Raw genomic sequence first — 16,961 nt, forward strand, 5'->3', positions numbered from 1 at the left:
CGCCAAGGCCCCGGCAGCGGCGCTGCCGCCCAAGGCCAGCAGCCCCAAACCTGCAGCGGACAACAACAACGACGACTGGGAGTCCTTCTGACCCCAAGGACCTGAAGCAGCACAAGCACAGCGCAAGCAAACCTCGCTGCAAAAAAAGAAGCCCCGCCAGCTTGTGCTGGCAGGGCTTCTTGTCTTGCGGCCCATGGAAGAGCCTGTTGTCGATCAGTCGGCTTGCTTGCGCAGGAAGGCCGGGATCTCCAGGTCATCCATGCCACCCGAGGACAGCGCGTCCACACGGGCCGCAGCCTGGGTGCGGTTGGTGCGCCACACGCTGGGCACCGACATGCTGCCGTAGTCGGCTTGCGCGCTGCCCGTGTGGCCGCCTTGCACACCCACAGCCCCCCCCAGCGTTCCCACACCGGCCATGGGCATCTGGTAGGCCATATTGTCCGTACCCGTGCGCAGGCCACCTTGCACCACCGAGATGGGCTGGCGGCGTGCGTTGGCACGCGACAGGCCTGTGGCCACCACGGTCACGCGGATCTCGTCGCCCAGGGTTTCGTCGTAGGCAGCGCCGAAGATCACATGAGCGTCGGTCGATGCGTAGGCATTGATGGTGTTCATGGCCTGGCGCGACTCGGACAGCTTGAGGCTGCCCTTGCTCGCGGTGACCAGCACCAGCACGCCCTTGGCTCCCGACAGGTCGATGCCTTCGAGCAGCGGGCAGGCAATGGCCTGCTCGGCAGCGATGCGGGCGCGGTCGGGGCCGCTGGCAGTGGCAGTGCCCATCATGGCCTTGCCGGGCTCGCCCATCACGGTGCGCACGTCTTCGAAGTCCACGTTCACCTGGCCGTACTCGTTGATGATTTCAGCGATACCGCCCACGGCGTTCTTGAGCACATCGTTGGCGTGTGCAAAGGCTTCGTCCTGGGTGATGTCATCGCCCAGCACATCGAGCAGCTTTTCGTTGAGCACCACGATCAGCGAATCCACATTGGCTTCCAGCTCGGCCAGGCCTTCGTCGGCGTTCTTCATGCGGCGGCCACCTTCCCAGTCGAAAGGCTTGGTCACCACACCCACGGTCAGAATACCCATCTCCTTGGCGATGCGCGCGATCACCGGGGCAGCCCCCGTGCCCGTGCCGCCGCCCATGCCGGCCGTGATGAACAGCATGTGCGCGCCCTGGATGGCGTCGCGGATGTCTTCAACTGCCGCTTCGGCTGCATCGCGCGCCTTTTCAGGCTTGCCGCCTGCCCCCAGACCACTGCCACCCAGCTGGATGACACGGTGGGCCGAACTGCGCGTGAGCGCCTGCGCGTCGGTATTGGCGCTGACAAACTCCACGCCCTGCACGCTGCGGGAAATCATGTGCTCGACGGCATTGCTGCCGCCACCGCCCACACCGATCACCTTGATCTGGGTGCCCTGGTTGAATTCTTCGGCTTCGATCATTTCGATGGTCATCTTGGAGCTCCTGTTTCTAAATTCGTAGGCAATTGCCATATGGGGAAGGGGGTACTGGTGGCTGGAGAACGAGGCGGTCCTGTACATCGCCATCGCTCTCGCGCAGTGCCGTGCGGGCTACCACGGGCTAACCACAAGGCCCCCACGCTTGCCACTGCGTGTGCTGCGCTGCCCCCCAAGGGGGCCTTCGCGCCTTGAGGCGGCCCGGCGGCGCTCATTCCTGGGTATTTCATGGTCAAAAATTCCCCACGATGAAATCTTTGAAACGGCCGAACGCCGTCTTCATGGACCCGCTCTTTTGCGCCACCTTGAAGCCGCGCAAACGGGCCAGCCGGGCCTCTTCGAGAAGGCCCATGACGGTAGCAGCACGGGGCTGGGCCACCATGTCAGACAACGCGCTGGAATACTTGGGAATGCCTCGGCGCACGGGCTTGAGGAAGATGTCTTCGCCCAGCTCGATCATGCCGGGCATCACCGAGCTGCCGCCTGTGAGCACGATGCCCGACGACAGCACTTCTTCATAGCCCGACTCGCGCACTACCTGCTGCACGAGCGAGAAAATTTCTTCCACCCGCGGCTCGATCACACCGGCCAGCGCCTGCTTGCTCAGCATGCGCGGGCTGCGGTCGCCCAGGCCCGGCACTTCCACCTGCGCCTCGGGGTCGGCCAGCAGTTGTTTGGCGTAACCGCTTTCCACCTTGATGTCTTCAGCATCTTTGGTGGGCGTGCGCAGCGCCATGGCGATGTCGCTGGTGATGAGGTCGCCCGCAATCGGAATCACTGCCGTGTGGCGGATCGCGCCGCCGGTGAAGATGGCAACATCCGTCGTGCCCGCGCCGATGTCCACCACCACCACACCCAGCTCGCGCTCATCGTCGGTCAGCACGGCCTGGCTGCTAGCCAGCGGGTTCAGCATGAGCTGCTCGACCTCCAGGCCGCAACGGCGTACGCACTTGATGATGTTTTCGGCCGCGCTCTGCGCACCGGTCACGATGTGGATCTTGGCCTCCAGGCGGATGCCGCTCATGCCGATGGGCTCTTTCACATCCTGCCCGTCGATCACAAACTCTTGCGGCTCCACCAGCAGCAGGCGCTGGTCGCTGCTGATGTTGATGGCCTTGGCCGTCTCGACCACGCGCGCCACGTCGGCCGAGGTGACTTCCTTGTCCTTCACGGCCACCATGCCGCTGGAGTTGAGCCCCCGGATATGGCTGCCGGTGATGCCGGTGTACACACGCTGGATCTTGCAGTCGGCCATCAGCTCGGCCTCTTTCAGGGCCTGCTGGATGCTTTGCACGGTAGCGTCGATGTTCACCACCACGCCGCGCTTGAGGCCATTGCTCGGGGCCACGCCCAAGCCTGCAAGCTTGAGCTCGCCATTGGGCAGGACCTCGGCCACCACGGCCATGACCTTGGCGGTGCCGATATCCAGCCCCACCACAACGTCTTTGTATTCTCTTGCCATATCAGTCTCTGCCCTTCTCTGTTCTGTCCCGCCGCCCCACGGCCCCATTCACGAACCCACCTGCGTCCCGCTCCACATACCAGCGCTGTTGCTGTTGCTGCATGCCATTACCTCCTGCGCACGGCACTGGCCGAAGCAGCCGCCGCTGCGGCATCGGTCACCACCGTGGTCACACCGCGCATGCGCAGGGCGTAGCCCCCGGCATGCCGCAGGTCGGCGGACTCCAGGGCATCCACGCGCCGCCCGTACTGCGCAGCCACCTGTGTCAGGGTGCGCGTGAAGCGTTGCGTGCGCTGCACCACCTCCTGCGGTGTGCCGCCGCCCAGCTCCACCACGGCGTCGCTGTCCAGCGTGGCCCGCCAACCGCCCCGCCCCGTCAGCTCCAGCGTTTCCACCTCCAGCCCGAGCGGTTTGAACACCGGCTGCAGCAGGCCAAACATCTGCAGCACCTCGGGGGAGCTGCCCGCAGGTCCCAGCAGGCGCGGCAGGCCGTCCTGTTCCACATCACCCACGTTGGCCTCGAACACTTCGCCCTGGCTGTTGACCAGCGCAGAGCCGGTGTCCGGCCCCCAGTACGCCACTGCGTCATGCTCCTGCAGTTCCACGCGCAGGCTGCCGGGGTACACCCGCCGCACCTGGGCGCGGCGCACCCAGGGCACTTGCTCGAAGGCCTCGCGCGCGGCACGCAAATCCACCGTGAAGAAATTGCCCACCAGGTGCGGCGCGACATTGGCCCGCAAGGTCACCGCGTTGTTGTGCACCAGCTCGCCCTGCACCACGATGCGCGCAATCGCAAAGCCCGGGTAGCGCAGCACCCACCAGGCCCCCGCCGCCAGCACAAGCAGGACGCAGCCCACGAACAAGACCGATGCGGTCAGGTTCATGAGCTTGACGTCCAGCGGTGCGGGCAACGTTTGGGTCATCAGTCGGCCTTCGACCTTGTCGGTGTGTCCAAGGCGGCATCGGCCAGGATGCGCAGGCACAGCTCTTCGTAGCTGATGCCCGAAGCCCGTGCGGACATCGGCACCAGCGAATGCCCGGTCATGCCGGGGGACGTGTTCATCTCCAGCAGGAAGGGCTTGCGGTCACTGGCGCGGATCATCAGGTCGGCACGGCCCCAGCCCCGGCAGCCCAGGGTGCGGTAAGCCTCCAGCACGATGCGCTGGATCTCGCGCTCCTCGGCTTCGGGCAGGCCGCTCGGGCACTGGTACTTCACGTCGTCGGTGAAATACTTGTTCTGGTAGTCGTAGGCGCCATCGGGTGCCACGATGCGGATCACTGGCAGCGCACGGGCACTGGCGCCCTGGCCCAGCACGGGGCAGGTCACTTCTTCGCCTTCGATGAACTCTTCGCACAACACATCGGGGTCGTACTGGGCAGACAGCTGCACGGCCTCCTGCATGTCCGAGTAGCCACGCACCTTGGTCACGCCGATGGAGGAGCCTTCGCGCGGCGGCTTCACGATGAGGGGCAGGCCCAGCTCATCGGGCACGGTGCGCACCACCTCGCGCTGCTGGCGGTCGGGCGCCAGCCACACGTAGCGTGGTGTGGGCAGGCCCTCGGCCAGCCACACGCGCTTGGTCATGACCTTGTCCATGGCGATGGCCGAGGCCATCACGCCCGGACCGGTGTACGGGATGCGCAGCAGCTCCAGCGCGCCCTGCACCGTGCCGTCTTCACCATGGCGGCCGTGCAGCGCGATGAAGCAGCGTGCATAGCCGTCGCGCTTCAGGTCGCCCAGCGCGTTCTGCGCGGGGTCGAAGGCATGGGCATCCACCCCGCGCGAACGCAGCGCCTGCAGCACCCCGCTGCCAGACATCAGCGAGACCTCGCGCTCGGCCGAGTCACCGCCCATCAGTACGGCAACCTTGCCCAGGGATTTCACATCAAAATTGGAATCAAAAACGGTCATAGCGCGCTCCCTTCAAGCGCTGAAAGCTCACTATTTTGTAGCATCTCCACCACCTTGCCAGGTACGGCGCCAATCGACCCTGCGCCCATGCACATCACCACGTCGCCGTCCTTCGCGTTGTCGGCAATGGCTTGCGGCAGGTCGGCCACGTTGTCGATGAACACCGGCTCCACGCGGCCCGCCACGCGCAGCGCACGGGCCAGCGATCGACCATCGGCGGCCACTACAGGCGCCTCCCCAGCGGCATACACCTCGGTGAGCAGCACGGCATCGGCGTTGCCGATGACCTTCACAAAATCCTCGAAGCAATCGCGCGTGCGGCTGTAGCGGTGCGGCTGGAAAGCCAGCACCAGGCGGCGCCCCGGGAAGGCACCCCGTGCGGCAGCCAAGGTGGCCGCCATTTCCACCGGGTGGTGGCCGTAGTCGTCGATCACGGTGAACTGGCCGCCGTCCTTGGCGGGCAGGTCGCCATAACGCTGGAAGCGCCGGCCCACGCCCTTGAAGCCGGCCAGCGCACGCTGTACGGCTTCGTCCGGAATGTTCAGCTCCACGGCCACGGCAATGGCCGACAGCGCGTTGAGCACGTTGTGCTCGCCCGCGAGGTTGAGCACGATCTCCATGTCGGGCAGCGTGACGCCGTTGCGCCGCTGCACGGTAAAGCGCATCTGGCCCGCCTCGGCCCGCACGTTGATGGCGCGCACCTGCGCGTCTTCCGAGAAGCCGTAGCTGGTGATGGGGCAGGTCACGCTTTGCAGGATGTCGCGCACGGCGGGGCTGTCCACACACAGGATCGCCGTGCCGTAGAACGGCATGCGGTGCAGAAAATCGACAAACGCGCCCTTGAGCCGGCCGAAGTCGTGGCCGTAGGTCTCCATGTGGTCGGCGTCGATGTTGGTCACCACGGCCATCACGGGCAGCAGGTTCAGGAACGATGCGTCGGACTCGTCGGCCTCGACCACGATGTAGTCGCCGCTGCCCAGCTTGGCGTTGGCGCCTGCGCTGTTGAGCTTGCCGCCGATCACAAAGGTCGGGTCCAGGCCCGCCTCGGCCAGCACGCTGGTCACCAGGCTGGTGGTGGTCGTCTTGCCGTGCGTGCCTGCAATGGCGATGCCCTGCTTCAGGCGCATCAGCTCGGCCAGCATCAGCGCGCGGGGCACCACGGGAATTTTTTTCTCGCGCGCGGCCAGCACCTCGGGGTTGTCGGGCGTGACGGCGGTGGAGGTGACCACCGCATCGGCACCATCAATGTGCGCAGCCGCATGGCCCAGGCAGGTCTTGATGCCCAGCCCCTCCAGGCGGCGCAGCGTGGCGCTGTCGGCCAGGTCCGAGCCCGAGATGCGGTAGCCCAGGTTGAACAGCACCTCGGCGATGCCGCTCATGCCCGCGCCGCCCAGGCCCACAAAATGGATATGGCGAATCGCGTGTTTCATGCCAACTCCTCGCAGGCAGTCACCACTTCGCGGGTGGCGTTGATTTTTTGCATGTTTTTGGCCTTCAGCGCAATATCTACAAGCGCAGGGCGCTCCAATTTCAATAGCATTTGCGACAGCCCTTCGGGCGTCAGGTCGCGCTGCTGCACCAGCCAGCCGCCACCGGCATCCACGAGGAACCTGGCATTGGTGGTCTGGTGGTCGTCCACCGCCGACGGGAACGGCACAAACAAGGCAGCAGCGCCCACGGCAGCGATCTCGGTGACCGTGCTCGCGCCAGAGCGGCAGACGACGATGTCGGCCGCCGCAAACGCGCTGGCGGTGTCATCGATGAAGGGCGTGCACTCCGCCTCGACCCCTGCAGCCGCATAGTTGGCCCGCAGGGCGTCGATCTGCGTGGCGCCGCTCTGGTGAATCACCTGCGGGCGCTGGTCGGCAGGCATCAGGGCAATAGCCTTTGGCACGATCTCGTTGAGTGCGCGCGCCCCCAGGCTGCCACCCACCACCAGCAGGCGCAGCGGACCGGTGCGCCCCGCAAACCGCTCGGCCGGGCCGGGCTGCTGCGTGAACGGCGTGCGCAGGGGGTTGCCCACCCACTGGCCTTGTTTGAACACGTTGGGGAAGGCGGTAAACACCCGGTCGGCCACACCGGCCAGCACCTTGTTGGCCATGCCCGCCACCGAGTTCTGCTCGTGCAGCACCAGCGGCTTGCCTGCCAGCACCCCCATCATGCCGCCCGGAAAGGTGATGTAGCCGCCCAGGCCCACCACCACATCGGGCTTGACGCGCCGCACCACCTGCAGGGCTTGCCAGAACGCACGCAGCAGGCGCAGCGGCAGCAGGGCCAGCGTCACGATGCCTTTGCCGCGCACGCCCGAGAAGTCAATCAGTTCGAGGGCGAAACCGTGCGTGGGCACGATGCGCGACTCCATGCTGCCGGGCGCGCCCAGCCAGTGCACACGCCAGCCACGCGTGCGCAGCTCTTCGGCCACCGCAAGGCCCGGAAAGATGTGGCCGCCGGTGCCACCGGCCATGATCAGAGCAGTTTTCTGCGCGCTCATACGCGGCCCCCTCTCATGAGGCACTGCGTGCCTGGCATTGCTTGCGCAATGCACAGCCCGTTTTGGTGAAACAAACTTCTCATACGCGGCCTCCGCGCATGAGAAGCTTGTTTTCATAATCCACCCGCAATACCACCGCAAGCGCCACCAGGTTCATCAAAATCGCAGACCCCCCAAAGCTCATCAACGGCAGCGTGAGCCCCTTGGTGGGCAACGCGCCCAGGTTCACGCCCATGTTGATGAAGGCCTGAAAGCCGATCCAGATCGCCACGCCCTGCGCTACCAGCCCAGCGAATACGCGGTCCAGGGCAATCGCTTGGCGGCCGATGTGCATGATGCGGCGCGTCATCCACAAGAACAGCACGATGAGCGTGACCACGCCCACCAGGCCAAACTCCTCGCCGATCACGGCGAGCAAAAAGTCGGTGTGCGCTTCGGGCAGCCAGTGCAGCTTTTCCACGCTGCCGCCCAGGCCCACACCAAAAATCTCGCCGCGCCCGATGGCGATGAGCGAGTGCGAGAGCTGGTAGCCCTTGCCCAGAGCGTGCTCCTCGCTGAAGGGGTCGAGGTAGGCAAACACGCGTTCGCGGCGCCAAGGCGAGCTGGCGATCATCACGCCAAAAGCCGCCACCAGCACCCCGGCGATGAGAAAGAACATGCGGGCGTTGACGCCCCCCAGGAACAGAATGCCCATGGCGATGACCGCCACCACCATGAACGCACCCATGTCGGGTTCGGCCAGCAGCAGCACGCCCACAATGCCCACGGCAGCGCCCATGGGCAGCACGGCGCGGAAAAACCGCTCCTTCACTTCCATCTTGCGCACCATGTAGTCGGCCGCATAGATGAGCACGGCAAACTTGGCCACTTCAGAGGGCTGAAAGCCAATGGGTCCGATGGACAACCAGCGCCGCGCACCGTTGACGACCTTGCCCACGCCGGGGATCAGTACCGCGATCAGCAGCAGCAACGCGACCACGAACAACCACGGCGCCGCACGCTCCCACAGCGCCATCGGCACCTGGAAGGCCAGCAAGGCCACCACAAACCCGATCACCAGATACATCGCGTGGCGGGTCAGAAAATGGGTGGAGGCATAGTTGGCAAAACGCGGGTTGTCCGGCATGGCAATCGAGGCCGAATACACCATCACCAGCCCCCAGGCCAGCAGCGCGACCACCACCCACAGCAGGGCCTGGTCGAAACCCAGCACGCTGGCCGGCGTGCTCGACGACTGGCGGTACTCCGTGCCACCCACGCGCACCGGCAATACGTCGGCCGCCTTGCCGGGCAGGCCGCCAAACCAGCCGGTCACCCGCTGCAGCAATGTGGAATTGCGCACATCGGCCGTCATGCCATGCCCTCCAGGGATTGCCCGGCATCGTCTGCCAGCGTGCGCACCGCGTCGCAGAAGACCTGTGCGCGGTGTTCGTAGTCCTTGAACATGTCAAAGCTGGCGCAGGCGGGCGACATCAGCACGGCATCGCCCGCATGGGCCCGCTGCGTGGCCAGAGCCACAGCCTGAGGCAATGTCTCGGCATCCAGCAGTACCACGCCGCAGTCCTGCAGCGCAGCGCGGATCTGCGGCGCATCGCGCCCGATGAGCACCGCAGCGCGCGCATAGCGCGACACCGGCGCTGCGAGCGGCGAGAAGTCCTGCCCCTTGCCTTCGCCACCCAGGATGACCACGATGCGGCGCTCTGCGCCCAGGCCCGTAAGGGCCGCCACCGTGGCACCCACGTTGGTGCCCTTGCTGTCGTCAAAGTACTCAATGCCGTTGATGATGGCCACGGGCTCCACACGGTGCGGCTCACCCCGGTATTCGCGCAGCCCGTACAGCAGCGGGGCCAAGGTGCAGCCTGCGGCCGAGGCCAGGGCCAGCGCAGCCAGCGCGTTCACCGCGTTGTGGCGACCCCGGATGCGCAGCGCATCGGCGGGCATCAGGCGCTGGATGTGCAGGTCTTCCGCCACTTCGTTGCGGCCGCGCTTGCGGGTTTCATCCGCGTCCATCGCGCGTACCAGCCAGGGCATGCCGCTCACGACCTCAATGCCAAAGTCGCCGGGACGCCGGGGCATGTCGGCGCCAAAGGTCAGGTGCTCACGCATCAGGGGCTTTTGCAGCTTGACCTTCACCGGAGGCGGCAGCATCTGCATCACGGCCACGTCTTCGCGGTTCAAAATCATGAGCCCCGTCTGGCCAAAGATGCGCGCCTTGGCCGCCGCGTAGGCCGCCATGTCACCGTGCCAGTCCAGGTGGTCCTGCGTGATGTTGAGCACGGTCGCCGCAGTGGGCTCAAAGTTGGTCACACCATCGAGCTGGAAGCTTGATAGCTCCAGCACCCACACCTCGGGCAACGTGCCGGCGTCGATGTGGCCCGCCAGGGTATCGAGCAACGTGGGGCCGATGTTGCCAGCCACGGCCACGCTCTTGCCCGAACGCTCCACGAGCTGGCCCGTGAGCGATGTGACCGTGGTTTTGCCGTTGGTACCGGTGATCGCCAGCACCGCCGGTGCGTAGCCATGGGATGCCCGCAGCGCGTTCAGCGCCATGGAATACAAACTTAGTTCGCCCCCAGCGCTTATTCCACAAGCACTAGCAGCTATCAAAACAGGAGCTATTGCCTCAGGACTCAAACCGGGAGAGCGGTAGACCGCGTTCAGGCCTCGGCCTTCCACCAGGCTGGCATCAAAGGCACCGGCGACAAAACGCACCTGGGGCAGCTCCTGCTGCAGCAGGGGCAGCTGTGGCGGCGCAGCGCGGGTGTCGGCCACGGTGACTTCGGCCCCGCAGCGCACGCACCAGCGGGCCATGGCCAGGCCCGAGGCGCCCAGTCCCAGGATGAGGATGTTATGCCCTTGCAGCAGTTGGGCCATGGCTTCGCGCGGCGCGACCTGCGGCTCGGCCTCTGCGCCGGATGCACCCGGGGCGTCAACGTCTTCAACGTCGACACTGTGCTCGACGGGCGCGGCCTCGGGCGCCGATACGTCGGCAAAGATCTGCGCCACGAAATCGGCGGCAGCCTTGGCAGCCGAGATGGCGGGCACGGCTTCAGGGTCCCAGGTATGGCCCTTGGCGGGTGCGTTCCCGGCCGCAGGGGTCACGTCCGGCGCTGCCATTTCAGGCGGCACTGCGGCGACGGGTTCGCCAGCTTTGGACAACGGCTCAGCCGCAATGCCCACGCTGGGCTGCTGCGCATCGGTGTTCAGCGCCTCGGTATCGGTATCGGTATCGGTATCGACAGTTTCCGTGGGGTCCGGTGCAAAAAAGTCGTCACCGGCGGGCGCGTTCACGTCGGCGTCCGCGCCCGGCCCTGCCAACGGCCGCGCGGCATCGGGCGCCCCGGGTTCGGCGGGCGTGGGGCGGATGAGAGGCTCGTCAGCGTTCATCGCAGTTTTAAGGTGGACAGGCCGATGAGGCACAGCAGCATGGTGATGATCCAGAAGCGCACGACCACCTGCGTTTCCTTCCAGCCGCTCTTTTCAAAGTGGTGGTGCAGGGGCGCCATCTTGAGCAGGCGGCGGCCTTCTCCGTAGCGCTTCTTGGTGAACTTGAACCAGGTCACCTGCAGCATCACCGACAGTGCTTCAACCACAAAGATGCCGCCCATGATGGCCAGCACGATTTCCTGCCGCACGATGATGGCGATGGTGCCCAGCGCAGCACCCAGCGCCAGCGCGCCCACGTCGCCCATGAACACCTGGGCTGGATGCGCGTTGAACCACAGGAAGGCAAGGCCCGCCCCCGCCATGGCGGCGCAGAAGATCAAGAGTTCGCCCGCGCCTGGAATGTGCGGGAAGAACAGGTACTTGGAGTACACCGAGCTGCCCGTGACATAGGCAAACACGCCCAGTGCCGAACCCACCATCACCACCGGCATGATGGCCAGGCCGTCCAGGCCGTCGGTCAGGTTCACTGCATTGCTGGAGCCGACGATGACGAGGTAGGTCAGGATCACGAAGCCCAGCACGCCCAGCGGGTAGCTGATCTCCTTGAAGAACGGCAGCTGCAAGCCTGCCTTGGGCGGCAGGTCCAGCGAGAAGCCCGACTGCACCCAGCCCACGAACAGCTCCCACACCTTGGCGTTGGAGCTTTCGGAAATGCTGAACACCAGGTAGAGCGCAGCAACCAAGCCGATCACCGACTGCCAGAAATACTTCTCGCGCGAGCGCATGCCTTCGGGGTCCTTGTTGACCACCTTGCGCCAGTCGTCCACCCAGCCGATGGCGCCAAAACCCAGCGTGACGATGAGCACGATCCACACAAAGCGGTTGGACAGGTCGAACCACAACAGCGTGGAAATCGCAATCGACAGCAGGATCAGCACGCCACCCATCGTGGGCGTTCCGCTCTTGGACAGGTGCGTCTGCATGGCATAGCCCCGGATGGGCTGGCCGATCTTGAGCGAGGTGAGCACACGGATCACCTTGGGGCCCGCGATCAGGCCGATGAGCAGCGCCGTCATGGCGGCCATCACCGCGCGGAACGTGAGGTACTGGAACACGCGGAAAAAGCCGAACTCGGGCGACAGACCCTGCAGCCATTGCGACAACATCAGCAGCATGTGGCCTCCCCCGCTTGCACGGCCTTGGGTGCCGCCACCACACGGGTGACTTCAGAGTGTTGCGCCATGGTGTCCCTCCAGTGCCCGGTTCTGCTTTTGTTGTTGTTCTTGCGGCTGCGCTGCGGCGGCTGCAGTGGCGGCAATCGCCTCCACCACCTGTTCCATCTTCATGAATCTCGATCCCTTGACCAGCACACTGCCCACGGTGGACAGGGCATCGCGCACTGCCACCAGCAGCGCACTCATATCGTTGAAATGCCGGGCACCTCCATAGGCCGTGGCGGCGTGCACCGACTGCGCGCCCAGCGCGAACAGCAGGGGGATGCCTGCCGCACGCGCATGGGCACCGGCCTCGGCGTGGAACTGCGGGCCCTGGTCGCCCACCTCGCCCATGTCGCCCAGCACCAGCAGTTGCGGGCCGGGCAGCTCGGCCAGCACGTCGATGGCGGCACGCATGGAGTCGGGGTTGGCGTTGTAGGTGTCGTCCACCACGGTGATGTCGCGGCCCGCGCAGTGCACGCTGAAAGCGCGCGAGCGGCCCTTGACGGGCACAAAGTCATTCAGCCCTTGGGCGATGGCGGCCAGGGGCGCCCCCGCCGCCAGCGTGCAGGCAGCGGCTGCCAGTGCGTTGGTCACGTTGTGGCGCCCCGCAATGTGCAGGAGGGTGGCCACTTCGCCTTGTGGCGTGGCCAGTGTGACGGCCCAAGCGCCCTGGCCCCACGCAGCCTGCGTGCAGGCCACATCGCCACCGTCGCCAAAAGTGACAACGCGGCGCCCTGCCACCAGCGAGCGCCAGAGGCCCGTGTAGGCATCCTCCGCAGGGAACACTGCCACACCGTCGGCAGGCAGGCTGGCGAACACCGAGCCGTTCTCGCGGGCCACGGCTTCCACCGTGTGCATGAACTCCAGGTGCTCACGCTGCGCGTTGTTGACCAGCGCCACCGTGGGCTGCGCCATGGCGGCCAGCGTGGCGATCTCGCCCGGGTGGTTCATGCCCATTTCGATCACGGCGGCGGCGTGGCTGGCCCGCAGGCGCAGAAGCATCAGCGGCACGCCGATGTCGTTGTTGAAATTGCCCTGCGTGGCAAAGGCAGCCTCACCCTTCCAGGCGCGCAGGATGGACGCAATCATCTGCGTCACCGTGGTTTTGCCGTTGCTGCCCGTCACGCCAACCAACGGAAGGCTGAACTGCGCCCGCCACGCTGCAGCCAGCGCGCCCAGCGCTGCCAGGCTGTCCGGCACCTCGATGCCGGGCAAGCCTGCGGCGGCAAGGCCGCCATGGGCGATGGCAGCGGCGGCGCCACCAGCGCGGGCGTCGGGCAAGAACGCATTGGCGTCAAACCGCTCGCCCTTGAGCGCCACAAACAGGTCCCCCGCCTGCAGCGTGCGCGTGTCGGTGTGCACGCGTGCGAGCGGCGTGGCGCCATCGCCCACCAGGCGGGCGGCGGGAATGCGCGGCTGAAGCAGCGCAAAAGCCTGCGCCAGGGTCATCATCACCCCAGGGGTGGCGGTCATGGACGGGCTCCTCGGGCCTGCAGCGCGGTCTGCGCATGGGCCATGTCGGAGAACGGCAGGCGCACACCGGCCGTCTCCTGGGTGTCTTCGTGGCCCTTGCCGGCGATCAGCACCACATCGGCGGGCGCTGCCTCGGCAATGGCCAGCGCAATAGCGGCGGCGCGGTCGGGCTCGGCGCGCACGGTGTTGCCAGCAATGGTGCCTTGCAGAATCTGGTGCAGGATGGCCGCAGGGTCTTCGCTGCGCGGGTTGTCGCTGGTCACCACCACCCGGTCGGCATGGTGCTGCGCCACCGCGCCCATCAGCGGGCGCTTGCCTGCGTCGCGGTCGCCGCCACAGCCAAAAACGCACCAGAGCTGGCCGCCGCGCTCCTGCGCGATCGGGCGAAGGGCTTGCAACGCCTTGTCCAGCGCATCGGGCGTATGGGCATAGTCCACGGCCACAAGGGGTTGGCCAGGGTGGTGGATCTGCTCCATGCGGCCCGGCACCGGGGAAAGCTGGGCGCAGGCATACAGCGCGTGCTGCAGCGGCACGCCCAGCGCGCGCAGCCCGGCCAGCACGCCCAGCAGGTTGGAGACGTTGTACTGCCCGATCACGCGGGTCTGCAGCACATGCGTGTGCACACCTTCGGCCACGGTGAAGCGCAGCCCGCCTTCGCCCATGCTGATGTCGCGCGCCGCCAGACGGGCGGGGCCGGTGATGGACACACTCCACAGGTCCAGCAGCCGGTCTGCCAACGTGGCATGCAGCTCGGCGCCGCGTGCATCGTCGATGTTGACCACCGCAGCCTGCAGGCCCGGCCAGTCAAAGAGCACGCTCTTGGCCTGCCAGTAGGCCGCCATGCCGGGGTGGTAGTCCAGATGGTCCTGCGTGAAGTTGGTGAACAAGGCAACACGGATGCGCGTGCCTGCCATGCGGTGCTCGGCCAGGCCGATGGAAGAGGCCTCAATGGCGCAGGCCGTGCGGCCCGCATCGGCGAACTGCTGGAACGCGCGCTGCAAGCGCACCGGGTCGGGGGTGGTCATGCCCGTGCTGGTGAGTGCAGGCGGCGTTCCCATGCCCAAAGTGCCTACCAGCGCGCATCCACCTTGCGCAATAAGCTCATTTTTTGATAGCACATTGAGGGCTTCGGCCAGCCACCAGCTGGTGCTGGTCTTGCCGTTGGTGCCCGTCACTGCCAGCACGTCCAGGCGCTGCGTGGGCTGGTCGAACCAGTCGGCCGCAATCAGGCCGGTGGCGACCTTCAGGCCATGGAGTGCTGCCACGGGCAACCCTTGCAGCGCAAAGGCCTCGACACCCTCGTGCTCCACCAGGCAGGCCACGGCGCCGCGCGACAAGGCGTCTCCGATGTGGGCGCGGCCGTCGGTAGCAGCACCGGGCCAGGCAATGAAACCGTCGCCGGGGCGGATCTGGCGGCTGTCCGTCTGCAGGGTGCCTGTCACGCGATCGCGCAGCCAGGCCACGGCATCGTGCACCGATTGGAGCAAAGGCACCGTCGTCATAGCGACTCCTCCACCGCGTTGGCCACGATCTGTGGCTTGACCGCCATGTCGGGCTGCACGCCCATCATGCGCAGCGTCTGCTGCACGACTTCGCTGAACACCGGTGCAGCCACGGCACCGCCGTAGAACACGCCATTGCTGGGCTCGTCAATCATCACGGCCACGATGATGCGGGGCTTGTCGATGGGCGCCATGCCGGTGAACCACGCGCGGTACTTGCCCGAGGCGTAGCTCTTGCCCACCTGCTTGCGCGCCGTGCCCGACTTGCCGCCCACCGAGTAGCCCACGGTCTGGGCCTTCTGGCCGGTGCCACCAGGGCCTGCAGCCATCTGCAGCATCTTGCGCACCTGGTCGGCCGTGCGCTCTGAGAACACAGGCACGCCCACGGCGGGTTCAGCAGTCTTGAGCATCGTGGCCGGAATCACGCGGCCACCGTTGGCAAACACCGTGTACGAGCGCGCCATCTGGAACAGGCTGGCCGACAGGCCGTAGCCATACGACATGGTGGCCTGCTCCACCGGGCGCCAGGTCTTGTACGGGCGCAGACGACCCGTCACCACACCGGGGAAATGCAGTTGCGGCTTCTGGCCAAAACCAGCGGCTGAGAAGGTCTCCCACATTTCGCGTGCAGGCATCTGCATGGCCAGCTTGGTGGTGCCCACGTTGCTGGACTTCTGGATCACGCCTTCCACCGTCAGCACACCGTAGTTGTGCGTGTCGGAGATGGTGGAGCCGGTAATGTTGATGCGCCCTGGTGTGGTGTCCACGATGGTTTCGGGACGCACGCGGCCCGTCTCCAGTGCCAGGCCGATGGTGAAGGGCTTCATGGTCGAACCGGGCTCGAACACGTCGGTCAATGCGCGGTTGCGCAGCTGTTCGCCCGTGAGATTCTGGCGCCTGTCGGGCACGTAGCTCGGGTAGTTGGCCAGCGCCAGCAACTCGCCTGTGTGCGCATCAAGCACCACCACACTGCCCGCCTTGGCCTTGTGCGCGGCCACCTGATCGCGCAGCTTCTGGTAGGCAAAGAACTGCACCTTGCTGTCGATGGACAGCTGCATGTCCTTGCCATCGACCGGCGGCACGGTTTCGCCCACGCTTTCGACCACGCGGCCCAATCGGTCCTTGATCACGCGGCGCGAACCGGGCTTGCCCGCGAGCTCCTTGTCGAACGCCAGTTCCATGCCTTCCTGGCCATGGTCTTCCACGTTGGTGAAGCCCACCACGTGCGCAGCGGCTTCACCCTCGGGGTACTGGCGTTTGTATTCCTTGCGCTGGTAGATGCCCTTGATGTCGAGCGCAGCAATCTGCTGGCCCACATCCCAGTCGAGCTGGCGCTTGATCCAGACAAAGGTCTTGTCTTCATCCGCCAGCTTTTTCTGCAGCTCGGCCTGCGGCATGTCGAGCAGTTTGGCCAGCTGCTTGAGCTTGGCGCGCACCTCGGGCTTGTCCTGGTCCACGTCTTCAGGGATCGCCCAGATGCTGGCCGCCGGCACGCTGGAGGCGAGGATCAATCCGTTGCGGTCCACAATCTTGCCGCGGTTGGCGGGCAGCTCCAGCGTGCGCGCAAAACGCACTTCGCCCTGGCGCTGAAAGAACGCGTTGCCAAACACCTGCACATAGGCAGCGCGCCCCGCCAGCCCCAGAAAGCCCAGAGCAATCATCGCCACGATGAACTTGCTGCGCCAGACCGGTGTCTTGCTGGCCAGCAGCGGGCTGGAGGTGTAGAGCACGCTGCGGCTCATGGCTGCACCCCTGCCGGTTGCGATGCGGCCGCTGCAGCCGCCGCCGCAACGCCCTGTGGGTCAGACACATACTGCGTGATGGCGGGCGTGGCCGTGCGCATGTTCAGCTGGGCACGCGCGATCTTCTCCACCCGCAGCGGCGTGGCCTGGGCGCGCTTTTCCACCTGCAGGCGCTGGTGCTCGGTTTCCAGACGACGGGCCTCGGCCACAGCGCGGTCCAGCTCGGTGAACAGGCGGCGCGATTCATACTGGGTGTGCACCAGATAGATCGCGCTGGCCAGCACCGCCAGCAACAGGACCACGTTGAGCCTGGTCAT

The 16,961-nt window shown here is 66.1% G+C and carries 13 protein-coding genes; all 13 read right to left on the reverse strand.

Features of this window, described 5'->3' with window-relative positions; translation table 11 throughout:
- Nucleotides 1–213: 213 nt before the first annotated feature.
- Complete coding sequence (ftsZ, locus tag NFX52_RS06895) at nt 214–1,455, reverse strand: cell division protein FtsZ (protein ID WP_055399554.1); 1,242 nt, start codon at nt 1,453–1,455, stop codon at nt 214–216.
- A 235-nt stretch (nt 1,456–1,690) separates the two neighbouring features.
- Nucleotides 1,691–2,920 (reverse strand): cell division protein FtsA, encoded by a 1,230-nt coding sequence (gene ftsA / locus NFX52_RS06900; protein ID WP_008903721.1) that lies wholly within the window; start codon nt 2,918–2,920, stop codon nt 1,691–1,693.
- Nucleotides 2,921–3,027: 107 nt separating this feature from the next.
- On the reverse strand, nt 3,028–3,843 hold the full coding sequence (locus NFX52_RS06905; protein ID WP_055399556.1) for a cell division protein FtsQ/DivIB: 816 nt from the start codon (nt 3,841–3,843) through the stop codon (nt 3,028–3,030).
- Complete coding sequence (locus NFX52_RS06910) at nt 3,843–4,832, reverse strand: D-alanine--D-alanine ligase (protein WP_055399558.1); 990 nt, start codon at nt 4,830–4,832, stop codon at nt 3,843–3,845. Before NFX52_RS06910 ends, NFX52_RS06905 begins: the two co-directional genes overlap by 1 nt.
- The gene (gene murC, locus NFX52_RS06915) at nt 4,829–6,262 is read right to left on the reverse strand and encodes a UDP-N-acetylmuramate--L-alanine ligase (protein ID WP_055399560.1); all 1,434 of its coding nucleotides are present in this window, start codon (nt 6,260–6,262) and stop codon (nt 4,829–4,831) included. Before murC ends, NFX52_RS06910 begins: the two co-directional genes overlap by 4 nt.
- On the reverse strand, nt 6,259–7,323 hold the full coding sequence (gene murG, locus NFX52_RS06920) for an undecaprenyldiphospho-muramoylpentapeptide beta-N-acetylglucosaminyltransferase (RefSeq protein WP_055399562.1): 1,065 nt from the start codon (nt 7,321–7,323) through the stop codon (nt 6,259–6,261). Before murG ends, murC begins: the two co-directional genes overlap by 4 nt.
- A 79-nt stretch (nt 7,324–7,402) precedes the next feature.
- Nucleotides 7,403–8,677 carry a putative lipid II flippase FtsW gene (gene ftsW, locus NFX52_RS06925; protein ID WP_055399564.1) on the reverse strand — a complete coding sequence of 425 codons (1,275 nt, stop codon included), beginning with the start codon at nt 8,675–8,677 and terminating at the stop codon, nt 7,403–7,405.
- Nucleotides 8,674–10,710, reverse strand: coding sequence for a UDP-N-acetylmuramoyl-L-alanine--D-glutamate ligase (murD, locus tag NFX52_RS06930; protein ID WP_369801380.1), 2,037 nt, complete (start codon nt 10,708–10,710; stop codon nt 8,674–8,676). Before murD ends, ftsW begins: the two co-directional genes overlap by 4 nt.
- A complete protein-coding gene (mraY, locus tag NFX52_RS06935) occupies nt 10,707–11,885 on the reverse strand; it encodes a phospho-N-acetylmuramoyl-pentapeptide-transferase (RefSeq protein ID WP_055399566.1) in 1,179 nt (392 codons plus the stop codon). Before mraY ends, murD begins: the two co-directional genes overlap by 4 nt.
- A gap of 51 nt (nt 11,886–11,936) precedes the next feature.
- On the reverse strand, nt 11,937–13,400 hold the full coding sequence (locus NFX52_RS06940; RefSeq protein ID WP_055399568.1) for a UDP-N-acetylmuramoyl-tripeptide--D-alanyl-D-alanine ligase: 1,464 nt from the start codon (nt 13,398–13,400) through the stop codon (nt 11,937–11,939).
- Nucleotides 13,397–14,902 carry a UDP-N-acetylmuramoyl-L-alanyl-D-glutamate--2,6-diaminopimelate ligase gene (locus NFX52_RS06945; RefSeq protein WP_055399569.1) on the reverse strand — a complete coding sequence of 502 codons (1,506 nt, stop codon included), beginning with the start codon at nt 14,900–14,902 and terminating at the stop codon, nt 13,397–13,399. The genes NFX52_RS06940 and NFX52_RS06945 overlap by 4 nt, the downstream gene beginning before the upstream one ends.
- Entirely contained in the window at nt 14,899–16,644 is a 1,746-nt protein-coding gene (locus NFX52_RS06950) for a peptidoglycan D,D-transpeptidase FtsI family protein (protein WP_055399572.1), read from the reverse strand. Before NFX52_RS06950 ends, NFX52_RS06945 begins: the two co-directional genes overlap by 4 nt.
- The gene (ftsL, locus tag NFX52_RS06955) at nt 16,641–16,961 is read right to left on the reverse strand and encodes a cell division protein FtsL (RefSeq protein ID WP_055399574.1); all 321 of its coding nucleotides are present in this window, start codon (nt 16,959–16,961) and stop codon (nt 16,641–16,643) included. The genes NFX52_RS06950 and ftsL overlap by 4 nt, the downstream gene beginning before the upstream one ends.

The sequence above is a fragment of the Acidovorax facilis genome (assembly GCF_023913775.1).
GTDB classification, from domain to species: Bacteria; Pseudomonadota; Gammaproteobacteria; order Burkholderiales; family Burkholderiaceae_C; genus Acidovorax; species Acidovorax facilis.

Bases quoted from the DNA above. Each gene is read 5' to 3' on its own strand.
- ftsZ (WP_055399554.1), bottom strand. From the start codon at position 1,455: ATGACCATCGAAATGATCGAAGCCGAAGAATTCAACCAGGGCACCCAG.
- ftsA (WP_008903721.1), bottom strand. From the start codon at position 2,920: ATGGCAAGAGAATACAAAGACGTTGTGGTGGGGCTGGATATCGGCACC.
- NFX52_RS06905 (WP_055399556.1), bottom strand. From the start codon at position 3,843: ATGACCCAAACGTTGCCCGCACCGCTGGACGTCAAGCTCATGAACCTG.
- NFX52_RS06910 (WP_055399558.1), bottom strand. From the start codon at position 4,832: ATGACCGTTTTTGATTCCAATTTTGATGTGAAATCCCTGGGCAAGGTT.
- murC (WP_055399560.1), bottom strand. From the start codon at position 6,262: ATGAAACACGCGATTCGCCATATCCATTTTGTGGGCCTGGGCGGCGCG.
- murG (WP_055399562.1), bottom strand. From the start codon at position 7,323: ATGAGCGCGCAGAAAACTGCTCTGATCATGGCCGGTGGCACCGGCGGC.
- ftsW (WP_055399564.1), bottom strand. From the start codon at position 8,677: ATGACGGCCGATGTGCGCAATTCCACATTGCTGCAGCGGGTGACCGGC.
- murD (WP_369801380.1), bottom strand. From the start codon at position 10,710: ATGAACGCTGACGAGCCTCTCATCCGCCCCACGCCCGCCGAACCCGGG.
- mraY (WP_055399566.1), bottom strand. From the start codon at position 11,885: ATGCTGCTGATGTTGTCGCAATGGCTGCAGGGTCTGTCGCCCGAGTTC.
- NFX52_RS06940 (WP_055399568.1), bottom strand. From the start codon at position 13,400: ATGACCGCCACCCCTGGGGTGATGATGACCCTGGCGCAGGCTTTTGCG.
- NFX52_RS06945 (WP_055399569.1), bottom strand. From the start codon at position 14,902: ATGACGACGGTGCCTTTGCTCCAATCGGTGCACGATGCCGTGGCCTGG.
- NFX52_RS06950 (WP_055399572.1), bottom strand. From the start codon at position 16,644: ATGAGCCGCAGCGTGCTCTACACCTCCAGCCCGCTGCTGGCCAGCAAG.
- ftsL (WP_055399574.1), bottom strand. From the start codon at position 16,961: ATGACCAGGCTCAACGTGGTCCTGTTGCTGGCGGTGCTGGCCAGCGCG.